The organism is Domibacillus enclensis (genome assembly GCF_900156125.1).
Taxonomy (GTDB): Bacteria; Bacillota; Bacilli; order Bacillales; family Domibacillaceae; genus Domibacillus; species Domibacillus enclensis.
In genome coordinates this window covers 1-12,986 of the sequence record NZ_FTLX01000018.1, presented here as the reverse complement: position 1 = coordinate 12,986, position 12,986 = coordinate 1, and the positions used below count along the sequence as shown (strand labels likewise).

Here is a 12,986-nt window from a genome sequence, read left to right as displayed (position 1 = left end):
TGACTTGCTCATTTGTTTCTTATTGAAAATGCGGGGTGCATTTCAATAAGAAGATAAAACTTAAAACGTTGACGTTTTTATTGATTTTGTTCAGTTTTCAATGTTCAATATGTTGCTCACAGCAACTTTTATATAATATCATTTGTTGATATCATATGTCAATATTCTTTTTTAACTTTTTTCAAAGCGTGTCGACTGCTCTTCAGCAGCAACGTTTACAAATATACCACCCTGCTCACACCGCGTCAACATGTTTTTTATAAATTCTTTACTTAAATATAAAAAACTGAATAGCTGCCAGCGAAAAAACACCTGGCAGCCCTAAAAGCCCTGCAAAAAATGCCGTTATCGGGTTCATTGGTATGTGAATGCCTGCCTGCTGAATCAGCACATTCGCTCCGTATAAAAAAAACGCACCAACGGTTGTTTTTTTAAAAACGAAAAAAAACATCGCCATCCATTTTTCCACACCTCTTCACACTCCTTTTTATAAGGATAGAAGAGTTTTATTCTTTTATGCGAATTTGGCGCTTTTTTGCTTCTCTAAATAAAAAGAAGTATTTCGCCTGCGATGCTTTTGTTTGTGCCTCAAGCTCATCGTTCTGCTCAAAGCTTAAACGCAGAAGTTCTCGGTGTTTAAACCATTCTTCTTTTGAATGATCCAGCAGGTCGATCAGCCGGTCATCGTAATGACTGCGAAGCGACTTCTTTTTCCGAAAAAACATGCGGGTCCTCCCCCTTATAATTCACGCCGGCCTTCAATGGCTTTAGACAATGTTACTTCGTCCGCGTATTCAAGATCGCCGCCTACAGGAAGGCCGTGAGCGATCCGGGTAGTCCGAATGCCCGAAGGCTTTAACAAACGTGAGATATACATCGCTGTCGCTTCCCCTTCGATATTCGGATTGGTCGCGAGAATGACTTCCTTGATCGTTTCATCCTGCAGCCGTTTCACAAGATCCGGAACGTTAATATCCTCTGGCCCGATCCCTTCCATCGGGGAGATAGAGCCATGTAAAACATGATAGAGACCATTGTATTCCTTCATTTTCTCCATCGCAATGACGTCCTTCGGGTCCTGCACCACACAAACAATGCTCCGGTCACGCCGTTCGTCCTTGCAGATCGAGCACGGGTCCTGATCGGTGATATGCCCGCACACCGAGCAATAGCCGAGATCACGCTTGGCATTTACGAGTGCTTTGGCGAAATCAAGTACATCTTCTTCTTTCATGTTTAGCACAAAAAAAGCCAGACGAGCCGCTGTTTTCGGCCCTATGCCCGGCAATTTCATGAAGCTGTCGATCAGCTTCGTTATCGGTTCGGGATAATACATCCACAATTCCTCCTATTAGAAAGGAAGGTTCATCCCTTTCGTAAACTGTCCCATTGTCTGGTTTGTTTCGTCATCGACTTTTTTCAATGCGTCGTTCACAGCCGCCAATACAAGGTCCTGCAGCATATCGATATCATCCGGGTCCACTACTTCTTCTTTGATCACAACGTCCGTTACCTGCTTCTGGCCGGAGATGCTGACCTTCACCATTCCTCCGCCTGCTGTTCCTTCAAATTGCTTTTCAGCCAGTTCTTCCTGAGCTTCCTGCATTTGCTTTTGCATTTTTTGCATTTGTTTCATCATATTTTGCATGTTGCCCATTCCTCCGCCACGCATCATGTTCATCATCCTCCATTGTAATTAGTCTTTAATTTCAAGAAATTCTTCCCCGACAAGCTCCAGTGCCTTCGAGACAAGAGGATCTTCTTCTTCCTCCTGCACATCCGCGTCTGATCCGTCATCCGGCGGTGTATAACTGCCATCCTCTTTTTGTTTTTTCAAAAAAGAACGGCGAATATCCAGCCACGCGTCTTCCGGTACGACAAGCGCCCGATACGGCTTACCGGTTAATTCATTTAAAATCGTCGAGATGGAATCCATAAATGCTTTATTGTCGGACGCCATTTGACAATGAATTTCATATTTAAATTTTAACACAAATGAGTCCCCAGAAGCAGCGACAGGTTCTGCGTCATTTAAAAGAGCAGCCTGCGAGCGCATTTGCCGCTCATTCAAATAGCCGATCATATTGCCCCAGCGGCTTTTAATGTTTTGAATATCCTGCTTGGTTGCTTCGGAAAGCACCTTTTCCACCTGAGGGACGGCAACTTTAAATTGATTGCCCGGCCGTGAAAGCTTTTTGGCTGCTGGCTTTACCGCCTCTGCCTCCACCAAACCGGCGGGACGGCTCTTTAATTCCTGCACCTGCTGCTCAAGCCGGTTGATTTTTTCAATTAATCCCGCGACTTCCGGCCCCGATGCAGACGGCTGTGCTTTCACGTGCAGACGGCACAGGTTTACAAGGGCCACCTCTAAATAAATACGGGCGTGATTCGTGAATTTCATTTCCTGCTGCGCGTTGTTCAACACAGAAATATATTCATAGATGGCTGCTTCCGCCACTTGTCCGGCGATAGCTGTAAATGCGTCATCCGCCATGATCCGCTCCATGGATTCTTCCAGGTCCGGTGCCATTTTAAACAGCAGCATATCACGGAAATATAAAATCAAGTCTTCTGTGAAGCGGACCGGGTCCTTTCCTTCCATCAGCAACCGGCCCAGCGTTTGAACAGCCTGGGCGGCATTTTGTTCAACAATCGCCTGGACGATTTGGTTCAGCATCCCTTGCCCGACGGTTCCGGTCACGGTTAAAGCATCTTCCTCTGTTAACCGGCCTCGGCTGTAGGAAACGGCTTGATCGAGCAAACTGAGCGCGTCCCGCATGCCGCCTTCTGCTGCACGGGCAATAATCGGCAGGGCGGCTTCGTCAAACTCCGTGCCTGTTTCATTTAAAATAAGCGTCATCCGGCCCCCAATCGCATGAGCGGTAATGCGCTTGAAATCAAACCGCTGGCAGCGGGAGATAATGGTGAGCGGGATTTTATGCGGCTCGGTTGTCGCTAGGATGAAGATCACATGCGCTGGCGGTTCTTCCAGTGTTTTTAACAGCGCATTAAATGCACCAGTAGAAAGCATATGGACCTCATCAATAATATAAACTTTAAACCGGACAGAGCCGGGTGCGTATTTCACTTTGTCCCGAATATCGCGAATTTCATCGACGCCATTGTTCGAAGCGGCATCAATTTCAATGACGTCTTGAATCGAACCGTCGGAAATGCCCCGGCACGAAGCACATTCATTGCACGGTTCTGCTGACGGGCCGTTTTCACAGTTGACGGCTTTTGCTAAAATTTTCGCCGCGCTCGTTTTCCCTGTGCCGCGCGGTCCCGAAAAAAGATACGCGTGCGAAATTTTATCTTGAAGGAGAGCGTTTTGAAGCGTCTTCGTGATATGCTCCTGCCCAACGACATCCGCAAAGTGCTGCGGCCGCCAAACACGGTATAATGCCTGATAGCTCATTTGGTTCCTCCTTCATTATTCTTCTTTTATTATAAACGAATTGAATAGCCTTTTCTATCACCATGAGCGGACGCAAAAAGACGCCCGGCAAGCCGGACGCCTTTTCATTATGTATACCGTGCACCTTCTGTCGACTGCCAATCACAGGCGTTACTTGAGCAGTTAGCTCAGCCCAGGCTGCCCCGCGGCACATGAGAGAGTCCACTTAATGCTGCTTCCTTCCGGACCTGACATGGTTCATGGGTTCTCATTGCGCAGGACCCGGACGTCAACGCCACTTACAAAAGGCAGGCCCCACAATTAAACAGCCTCGAGAAGGAATTCAGTCTCGCTAGAGCGGGTTGCGAGTACAGGGCACCGCTACCTCCCCACCTAGCACGGCAAGAATTAGTATACCTTTTTTGAACTGAAAAAGCAATGTTAAGCCTCTTCTGCGTTTTTTCTTTTTTGCTCCTTCTTTTTTTGGCGAAGATTTCGGAAAAACTGCGTCAGCATCATACCGCATTCCTCTGCCAGGACACCTGGAACGACCTCGCACCGGTGATTAAACCGGTCATCATCAAGCAGATTCATTAACGTTCCCGCGCACCCCGCCTTTGGATCGACGGCGCCGTAAACGACTCGTTCCACGCGTGATAATAAAATAGCGCCGCTGCACATCGGACACGGTTCAAGCGTGACGTAAAGCGTCGCTCCTTCCAATCGCCAGGATCCGGCTGCTTCACACGCTTTTTCAATGGCTAAAAGCTCGGCGTGTGTGACCGCATTTTGAGTGGTTTCCCGCAAATTGTGCCCCGACGCAATGACGTCATTGTTTTTCACAATCACTGCTCCAATCGGCACTTCACCCAGCCGTTCAGCCTTTTTTGCTTCTTCAATGGCCAGGTTCATAAAAAATTCATCCATTTTCATGCTCCTTTCTTAGCAGATTCGGGTAAAACTATACAAATAAGGAGGAAAGACGATGACAAAGAAATGTGCTCTTCTCATTATCGATATGATGAATGACTTTCAATTTCCGAAAGGAGAACAACTGGCCCGCTATGCAGACGAAACCGTCCCCTCTATTTCACAATTAAAGAATCATTTTCACGAACGAGAGTGGCCGGTCATTTACATTAATGATCATTACCAGCTTTGGAAAGCAGATATCGCTCTTATTCTTGAGCATGTGACAAACGACATTAGCGATCCTATTATACAAAAAATCAAGCCGGACGATAAAGATTACTTTTTAATTAAACCGAAGCATTCCGGGTTTTACGGAACAGCCTTGAACACACTGCTGCACGAATTGGATGTAAAATCAGTCGCCATTACAGGAGTAGCCGGCAATATTTGCGTGTTTTTCACGGCCAATGATGCCTACATGCGCGAATTTGAGGTGTATGTACCAAAAGATGCGATTGCCTCAGAAGAAAAAAAGTACAACGAGTACGCCCTTGAAATGATGGAAAGAGTGTTAAACGCGGACGTGCGCCCGGTGAGTGAATTGATTCAACTTTTGTCATAAGAGGCAGCCCTTCTCTGTACATATAATAGAGAGAGGGGGAACGGCTTATGCACATTTACGTTGTGAAAAGCGGCGACACACTGTTTCAAATTGCGCGGCGATACGGGACAACCGTTCAAGCCATCCAGACGTCTAATCAGCTGCCCAATCCGGATCAGCTTGTCATTGGCCAGGCACTGGTCATCCCTGTTTCCGGACAGTTTCATACGATCGCTGCCGGGGACAGCCTGTGGAAAATATCCAGACAGTACGGAGTGACAGTGGAAGAAATCGTCCGGATGAACGGTTTGTCCCAGACTGCTCCCCTGCAAATCGGGCGGCAGCTGCGCATTCCACCGCCTGCCAAAACACGCATTGAATCCACCGCTTATATTGAGCCGTCCGCATCCGGCTATTCCGGAAATGTATTAAATCAGGCACGGGAGGCATCTCCGCAGCTGACCTATCTGGCACCCGTCAGCTTTAATGCAAAGCGCGACGGCTCTCTTGAAGAACCGCCGATCCGGCCGCTTCCAGCCATCGCCGAGCAAAACGGCACAGTTTTTATGATGGATATTACGAATTTGGAAAATGATCAATTCAGTGCGGATCTCGGACATATTTTATTAACCGATGAAAAGGTTCAGCAAACCCTTCTGGACAACATCAGCCGGATTGCAAAGCAAACGAATTTCCGGGACATTCATTTCGATTTTGAATACTTGCGCCCGGAAGACCGAGAAGCATACAACCGGTTTCTCCGACGCGCAACCGAACGGTTCCACCGCGAAGGCAAAACCGTATCGACGGCCCTTGCACCGAAAACGAGTGCCACACAAAAAGGACAATGGTATGAAGCGCATGATTACAAAGCGCATGGCGACATCGTCGACTTTTCCATCATTATGACATACGAGTGGGGATACAGCGGTGGCCCGCCCATGGCTGTGTCGCCTATCGGACCGGTCCGGAATGTCTTGACGTATGCTTTAACGGAAATGCCTGCTGCTAAGATTGTCATGGGACAGAATTTATATGGATACGATTGGACTCTGCCGTACCGACAGGGAAATCCGCCGGCCCGTGCCATCAGCCCGCAGGAAGCCATTCGCCTTGCTTCCCGCTACAAGGCATCCATCCGTTATGACTTTACGGCTCAAGCACCTTTTATTGATTATATCGATGAAAATGGCCGCGCCCATAAAATATGGTTCGAAGATGCCCGTTCGATCGATGCCAAATTCGCCCTCTTAAAAGAGCTGAAGCTGCGCGGCATTGCCTACTGGAAAATCGGCTTTTCCTTTCCGCAAAACTGGCTGCTGCTCGGCGACCGTTTTACGGTTAAAAAAATATAAAAAGAACGCCCATCTGCCAAAACAGATGGGCGTTCGTCTATTTAATGATGCGTGTAAGTTAAAAATGGAGGAGGAAAGGGGATTCGAACCCCTGCGCGGTATGACCCGCCTGTCGGTTTTCAAGACCGATCCCTTCAGCCGGACTTGGGTATTCCTCCGTCGTATCGACAAGAATTAATTTATCATAATCTAAATTATTCTGTCAACACGATTCGACTTATTTTTTTACGATTTTTTCTTTGCCGCCCATATACGGACGAAGCACTTCTGGAATAAGAATGCTGCCGTCCTCCTGCTGATAGTTTTCAAGCAGCGCTGCGACTGTACGGCCAATGGCAAGACCCGATCCGTTTAACGTATGCACGTGCTCAGGCTTGCCTGTTTTCTCCCGGCGGAACCGAATATTCGCCCGGCGCGCCTGAAACCCTTCAAAGTTCGAGCAAGACGAAATTTCCTTGTATTCTCCGTAGCTCGGAAGCCATACTTCGAGATCATACTTTTTCGCCGCTGTAAAACCGAGATCCGCAGAACACATATCCAGCACACGGTATGGAAGTCCAAGCAGCTGCAGCACTTTTTCCGCATGTCCTGTCAGCGTTTCAAGCTCTTGATATGAGTCCTCCGGCTTCACAAAGCGGACCATTTCCACTTTGTTAAACTGGTGCTGGCGAATCAGCCCGCGCGTGTCACGTCCGGCAGAACCTGCTTCTGAACGAAAGCAGGCACTGTAAGCCGCATAGGAAATCGGCAGCTCATCCACGTTCAAAATTTCATCGCGGTGGTAGTTTGTCACCGGCACTTCCGCTGTTGGAATTAAAAAGTAATCCTCCGCTTCAATCCGGAAGGCATCCTCTTCAAATTTCGGCAGCTGTCCGGTTCCCGTCATGCTCGTCCGGTTCACCAGGTACGGCGGCATCATTTCTGTGTAGCCATGCTCTTCTGTGTGAAGATCGAGCATAAAGCTGATCAGTGCACGCTCAAGCTTAGAACCAGCCCCTTTATAAAACGTAAACCGGCTTCCTGTCGCTTTGGCGGCCCGCTCAAAATCTAAAATATCCAGGTCTGTGGCCAGGTCCCAGTGCGCTTTTGCTTCGTAATCAAATGATGGAATCTCTCCCCATTTGCGAATTTCTACATTATCGTCCTCTGAATCGCCATGCGGCACACTTTCATGGGGAATGTTCGGCATGCGGAGCATCAGCTGTTCAAGCTTATCTTCTGTTTCACGAAGATCGGCATCGAGTGATTTAATGCTGTCGCCAACTTCACGCATTTCTGCAATAAGCGCATCAGCATCCTGTTTTTCTTTTTTCAAGCGTGCGACTTCCTGTGATACGGTGTTGCGCTTGCTTTTCAACTCTTCCGTCTGCCCCAGCAGCTCCCGGCGTTTTTTCTCCAGCTCCTCAAAATCCTCAAACGCGCTCATGTCCTCGCCCCGGAATTTCAGGCGTTCCTTCACTTCCGCAAAATGAGACCGCAAATATTTCATATCCAGCATGTGTTATTCCTCCTTTAAAAAATAAAAAAACTCCCGTCCCTGTAAAAAGGGACGGAAGTTCGATTCCGCGTTACCACCCTGATTGAAAGCATAACTCACTGCTTTCCTCTCAAAACAACGTTTTAACGGCCTGCGCCGGTCAATGCCTACTTTTGTTGTTCAGCATCCCGCTCCAGAACGGATTCACCTAATGTCCACACCGGTTCGCACCACCCACCGGCTCTCTTTTGAAGAGCATCAAGCTACTAGCTTCCTTCATCGCGTTTCACTATTGAATTGAATTCAATGTACTACATTTTTTACAAATTCGCAAGTGACGCTTTTGCTTCTTCAGCCATACCGATAAAAAAGCGCGTAATACGATGGTCATCCGTCAGTTCCGGATGAAAGGAACAGCCGAGATAATGGCGGTCGCGCGCCATCACAATACGGCCGTCCCATTCTGACAGCACGTCCGTTCCTTCCCCTGCCGCAACAATGTGCGGTGCCCGGATAAAAACAGCATTGTACAAATCCGCTACCCCTTTAATGGATAAATCAGCTTCGAAGCTTTCTTTTTGGCGGCCAAATGAATTCCGCTCCACCGTGATGTTCATTAGCCCAAGATGCGGCTCCTCGTACCCCACTACTTCTCCTGCCAGCAAAATCAAGCCGGCACAGGTGCCAAACATCGGCCGGCCGGATTCACCGAATGCACGAAGCGGCTCAAGGAAACCATACCGATCGATCAAGCGGCGCATCGTTGTGCTTTCTCCACCCGGCAAAATTAAGCCGTCTACATCCGCTAACTGCTCCGGCCATTTTACCAATACAGCTTCCGCTCCGTTTTCTTCAATCGACCGGACGTGCTCACGAACCGCTCCCTGCAAGCCCAGTACTCCGATCCTGGTCATTACCAGCCGCGCTCCTGCATCCGCTCAGCCGCTGCAATGCCCGCGATTTCAAGGCCCTTCATCGGCTCGCCAAGCTCTTTGGAAAGCTCTGCGATCAATTTATAATCCTGATAATGCGTGGTCGCTTCCACAATGGCACGAGCAAATTTCGCCGGGTTTTCTGATTTAAAGATACCAGACCCAACGAATACACCGTCAGCGCCAAGCTCCATCATCAGCGCTGCATCCGCCGGTGTGGCAATGCCGCCTGCTGCAAAGTTTACAACCGGAAGCTTGCCTTCTTTTCTAATTTGCATGAGCACTTCAAATGGCGCCCCGTGGTTTCTTGCTTCTGTCATCACTTCATCCTCGCTCATATGAACAAGCTTCCGTACTTGCGCATTGACCTTGCGCATATGACGAACCGCTTCCACGATGTTCCCCGTTCCCGGCTCTCCTTTTGTCCGAAGCATCGATGCGCCTTCGCCAATACGGCGGGCCGCTTCGCCGATGTCACGGCAGCCGCACACGAATGGAACGGTAAAATCACTTTTCAGCAAATGGTATTCTTCATCGGCTGGCGTTAACACTTCGCTTTCATCCAGGTAATCGACACCCATTGCTTCTAGCACACGCGCTTCGACAATGTGGCCAATGCGCGCTTTGGCCATAACCGGAATCGTTACAGCATTCATGACTTCTTCCACGATGCGCGGATCAGCCATCCGGGCCACGCCGCCTGCTTTACGGATATCAGAAGGCACACGCTCAAGCGCCATTACCGCTACAGCACCGGCTTCTTCTGCTATTTTCGCCTGCTCCGCATTCACAACGTCCATAATGACGCCGCCCTTTTGCATTTCCGCCATACCCCGTTTTACGCGATCTGTTCCTGTATTCATGTGTTTATTCCTCCTATATCGATCAGAAAGATCAGATTTTTTGTAAAATACTTAAATCCTAATAAACACGAAAAATCACCTTCTGTCAATAGCAGAAGGTGATTTTCATTAAAACCAACCAGTTACTTTATTCACAACCCAATCCCAGCCATTGCTGATCCCACCGCCAACTGCCCGCATTGATAGAACGAACCAGTTCGCTTTCTCAACGCTATCGGCTGTTTGAACGTTTGTAGGAGGAACGGTTTTTAAAAAGGGAACCGGCTGATCCTTTTCATCCTTAACCGTCACATAACCAACCACTTTACCCTTTTTCACAGGGGCTGTCAGCTCTCCACTTTCGCCTAAATCCGAACTATTAAACTCAATAGAAGCTTTATAGTTCGTGTTTGATGCTTTTGGCGCTAAAATAGATAGAGCAGAGGCCGTTTGAAGCTGCACTTCCTTTTCTTTTCCTTTTTGTACAGGAATCGTTTCTGACCCTTTGACCGCACTTTCAGCCGCTGCGATCTCTTTGTGCTCGAACTGAGTGAAGCCATAATCCATCAGCTTCTTCATCTCTGTAAACCGGGCATCGTACGTGCCTTCACCCTTGTCATTTGTCGCATCCATGACGACCGCAATAAGCTTTTGGCCATTTCGCTCAGCCGTTCCAGTAAAGCAATAGCCGGCAAAATCCGTGGTGCCGGTTTTTAACCCTGTCATGCCCTCATATCCGAAAACGAGAGAAGGAAGCATCCAGTTCCAGTTTTCCATTGAAATTTCATCATCCGTGCCTTCGCGGAATTTCTTTTTCGGAATGCCGGCTGTTTCCAGCACTTCCGGATAATCATTCACTAACCGGTAAGCAAGCGTCGCCACATCACGACCCGACATCATGTTTTCATCGGTTACCTCGCCGGTTGAATGATTTCCTTTTAAATCTCTGTTATTCAACCCTGTCGAATTGACGAACTTCACTTTCTCCAGCCCAAGCTCCTTCGCTTTTTCATTCATTAATTTCACAAATTCTGCTTCAGAGCCCGATATTTTTTCTGCAATCGCAATCGTTGCTGCGTTGGCTGAATAAATCGTCATCGCTTCAAACAATTCCTGAATGGTATACGTTTCACCTGCACGCACCGGAACATTCGATAAACTGCGATCCTGCGAAATCGCATACACATAATCCGACACTTGATATGTATCGTCGAGCTTCACTTTTCCTTCTTTCACCGCTTCAAGCAGCAAATACTCCGTCATCATCTTTGACATGCTGGCAACACCCAGCTGCTGATCACTATTTTTCTCATACAGCACTTGCCCTGTTTCTGCATCAATTAATATAGCAGCGGCCGCATTCACATCAAACGCCGCATCCACTTTTATTTGTCCAGGGGTCCACAAGCCAATAAACAGCAATACACTTAATAAAACCGTGCCAATCCGATACCCAGTTCTTTTTCTCACTCTCAAAACCCTCCATTTTTTATGCCACACTTTTGTTATTGTACCATACATTTTCAAGTGAAAAATAGACGAGAAACGACCTAGATAGCCTTGAAACGTTCTCCTGTCATACGAAAAAAACAGCCTGTCCGAATCGGACAGGCTGTTCACTTTCTTATAGTGAGTAGTTTGGCGCTTCTTTTGTAATTTGCACATCATGCGGATGACTTTCACGAAGACCCGCTCCTGTCATGCGAATAAACTGGCTGTCTTCACGAAGCGCTTGAATGTCCTTTGTGCCGCAGTAGCCCATGCCGGAGCGCAAGCCGCCTGTCAGCTGATACAATGTATCTGAAAGAGGTCCTTTGTAAGGGATGCGTCCTTCAATGCCTTCTGGAACAAACTTTTTCGCATCTTCCTGGAAGTAGCGGTCTTTTGATCCTTTTTCCATTGCGCTGACCGAGCCCATGCCACGGTATACTTTAAAGCGGCGTCCCTGGAAGATTTCTGTTTCTCCCGGGCTTTCCGTTGTACCGGCAAGAAGGCTGCCGAGCATCACAGCGGAACCGCCTGCAGCGATCGCTTTAACAATGTCGCCGGAGTATTTAATGCCGCCATCCGCAATAATGGATTTCCCATGCTTGCGTGCTTCTGTTGCACAATCATACACGGCTGTAATTTGCGGTACACCGACACCGGCTACAACACGCGTCGTACAAATGGAACCAGGCCCGATGCCAACCTTTACAACATCAACACCTGCTTCAAACAATTCGCGAGTGGCTTCCGCCGTTGCCACATTCCCTGCAATAATATTCAATTCCGGATAAGCGGAACGAATTTCCTTCACGGTTTCGATCACGCCAGCCGAGTGGCCATGCGCTGTATCGATCACAATAACGTCTACCTGGGATTTCACGAGCATTTCAACCCGTTTCATCGTGTCACCCGTTACACCAACAGCAGCACCCGCAAGAAGCCGTCCCTGCGCGTCCTTTGCCGAGTTCGGGAACTCAATGACCTTCTCAATGTCTTTAATGGTAATAAGGCCTTTTAGTACGCCATCCTGATCAATAAGTGGGAGTTTTTCAATTTTGTGCTTTTGAAGAATTTGCTCAGCTTCTTCAAGCGTCGTGCCAACCGGTGCCGTCACAAGGTTTTCTTTTGTCATCACGTCTGTAATGAGAATCGAGTAGTCTTGGATAAAACGAAGATCCCGGTTTGTTAAGATCCCGACAAGCTTTTGTTCTTCCTGGCTATTCACAATCGGCACACCTGAAATGCGGTATTTACCCATTAAGTGCTCTGCATCAAATACCTGGTGCTCAGGTGTCAAAAAGAACGGATCGCTAATAACGCCGCTTTCTGAACGCTTTACCTTGTCCACCTGCTCTGCCTGCTGCTCAATGCTCATGTTTTTATGAATGATGCCCAGGCCGCCCTGGCGCGCCATCGCAATCGCCATATCGCCTTCTGTCACCGTATCCATACCGGCGCTGATCATCGGAATGTTCAGTTTCAAGCTTGGTGTTAATTCAACCTTTAAGGATACGTCTTTTGGAAGCACCTCGGATTTTGCTGGCACAAGCAATACATCATCAAACGTTAATCCTTCTTTTTTGAACTTATCTTCCCACATGTGTAAGCCTCCCTGACCGAAAAATATTATTAGTAGGTTATCAATTGAACGGGTATACTGTCAAGGCTCGCTGTATAAGTTAGATTTTTTCGAATGTTCGGACTTAAATCCGAACATTCGACGCAAACGCTTTATCCATATCGTAAAGAAACAACTTCTGACAATAAATAATATTGCGCTATACTATTTACTCAGTGTTTGACGATTCTGTATACGTTTATTTTATCTTGTTAAGAAAAAATTACAACAAAAAAAGACAACCTGATTTCTCAAGTTGTCTTGTCATTGCCAGGCGGCGTCCTGCTCTCACAGGGGGAGACCCCCAACTACCATCGGCGCTGAAGAGCTTAACTGCCGTGTTCGGGATGGGAACGGGTGTGAC

General features: G+C 47.8%; 13 protein-coding genes, 1 tRNA gene, 1 rRNA gene, 1 other RNA gene and 1 other annotated feature. Of the genes, 2 read left to right on the top strand and 14 right to left on the bottom strand.

Going from position 1 to position 12,986, the window contains the following annotated elements; translation table 11 throughout:
• Positions 1-268 precede the first annotated feature (268 nt).
• From BW952_RS18975 to tadA, 7 genes are all read right to left on the bottom strand, one after another.
• Positions 269-469, bottom strand: coding sequence for a pro-sigmaK processing inhibitor BofA family protein (locus BW952_RS18975; protein ID WP_045849094.1), 201 nt, complete (start codon positions 467-469; stop codon positions 269-271).
• 37 nt (positions 470-506) lie between these two features.
• On the bottom strand, positions 507-725 hold the full coding sequence (locus BW952_RS18970) for a YaaL family protein (RefSeq protein ID WP_045849095.1): 219 nt from the start codon (positions 723-725) through the stop codon (positions 507-509).
• A 14-nt stretch (positions 726-739) separates the two neighbouring features.
• Positions 740-1,336, bottom strand: a complete 597-nt coding sequence (recR, locus tag BW952_RS18965) for a recombination mediator RecR (RefSeq protein WP_045849096.1) — start codon at positions 1,334-1,336, stop codon at positions 740-742.
• Between the two features lie 15 nt (positions 1,337-1,351).
• Positions 1,352-1,672: a YbaB/EbfC family nucleoid-associated protein gene (locus tag BW952_RS18960; protein ID WP_045849105.1), complete on the bottom strand. Its 321-nt coding sequence runs from the start codon at positions 1,670-1,672 to the stop codon at positions 1,352-1,354.
• Positions 1,673-1,696: 24 nt separating this feature from the next.
• On the bottom strand, positions 1,697-3,418 hold the full coding sequence (gene dnaX, locus BW952_RS18955; RefSeq protein WP_045849097.1) for a DNA polymerase III subunit gamma/tau: 1,722 nt from the start codon (positions 3,416-3,418) through the stop codon (positions 1,697-1,699).
• 116 nt (positions 3,419-3,534) lie between these two features.
• An RNA gene (gene ffs, locus BW952_RS18950) (signal recognition particle sRNA large type) lies at positions 3,535-3,799 on the bottom strand.
• Positions 3,800-3,838: 39 nt separating this feature from the next.
• Positions 3,839-4,330, bottom strand: a complete 492-nt coding sequence (gene tadA, locus BW952_RS18945) for a tRNA adenosine(34) deaminase TadA (protein ID WP_045849098.1) — start codon at positions 4,328-4,330, stop codon at positions 3,839-3,841.
• A gap of 52 nt (positions 4,331-4,382) precedes the next feature.
• Between tadA and BW952_RS18940 the strand changes: the two genes are divergently transcribed.
• Positions 4,383-4,931: a cysteine hydrolase family protein gene (locus BW952_RS18940; protein WP_045849099.1), complete on the top strand. Its 549-nt coding sequence runs from the start codon at positions 4,383-4,385 to the stop codon at positions 4,929-4,931.
• 47 nt (positions 4,932-4,978) lie between these two features.
• Positions 4,979-6,265 (top strand): glycoside hydrolase family 18 protein, encoded by a 1,287-nt coding sequence (locus BW952_RS18935; RefSeq protein ID WP_045849100.1) that lies wholly within the window; start codon positions 4,979-4,981, stop codon positions 6,263-6,265.
• Between the two features lie 65 nt (positions 6,266-6,330).
• Here BW952_RS18935 and BW952_RS18930 read toward each other — a convergent pair.
• The 7 genes from BW952_RS18930 to rrf all read right to left on the bottom strand — a co-directional run.
• Positions 6,331-6,423 (bottom strand) — tRNA-Ser (locus BW952_RS18930).
• Positions 6,424-6,482: 59 nt separating this feature from the next.
• The gene (gene serS, locus BW952_RS18925; protein ID WP_045849101.1) at positions 6,483-7,763 is read right to left on the bottom strand and encodes a serine--tRNA ligase; all 1,281 of its coding nucleotides are present in this window, start codon (positions 7,761-7,763) and stop codon (positions 6,483-6,485) included.
• Between the two features lie 44 nt (positions 7,764-7,807).
• Positions 7,808-8,031: a binding site (T-box leader), on the bottom strand.
• A 31-nt stretch (positions 8,032-8,062) separates the two neighbouring features.
• Positions 8,063-8,656, bottom strand: a complete 594-nt coding sequence (gene pdxT / locus BW952_RS18920; protein WP_045849102.1) for a pyridoxal 5'-phosphate synthase glutaminase subunit PdxT — start codon at positions 8,654-8,656, stop codon at positions 8,063-8,065.
• On the bottom strand, positions 8,656-9,537 hold the full coding sequence (gene pdxS / locus BW952_RS18915; RefSeq protein ID WP_045849103.1) for a pyridoxal 5'-phosphate synthase lyase subunit PdxS: 882 nt from the start codon (positions 9,535-9,537) through the stop codon (positions 8,656-8,658). Before pdxS ends, pdxT begins: the two co-directional genes overlap by 1 nt.
• 108 nt (positions 9,538-9,645) lie before the next feature.
• Complete coding sequence (locus tag BW952_RS18910; protein ID WP_076496381.1) at positions 9,646-10,986, bottom strand: D-alanyl-D-alanine carboxypeptidase family protein; 1,341 nt, start codon at positions 10,984-10,986, stop codon at positions 9,646-9,648.
• Positions 10,987-11,140: 154 nt separating this feature from the next.
• Positions 11,141-12,604, bottom strand: a complete 1,464-nt coding sequence (gene guaB, locus BW952_RS18905) for an IMP dehydrogenase (protein WP_045849104.1) — start codon at positions 12,602-12,604, stop codon at positions 11,141-11,143.
• A gap of 287 nt (positions 12,605-12,891) precedes the next feature.
• A 5S ribosomal RNA gene (gene rrf / locus BW952_RS18900) occupies positions 12,892-12,986 on the bottom strand; the annotation flags it as partial.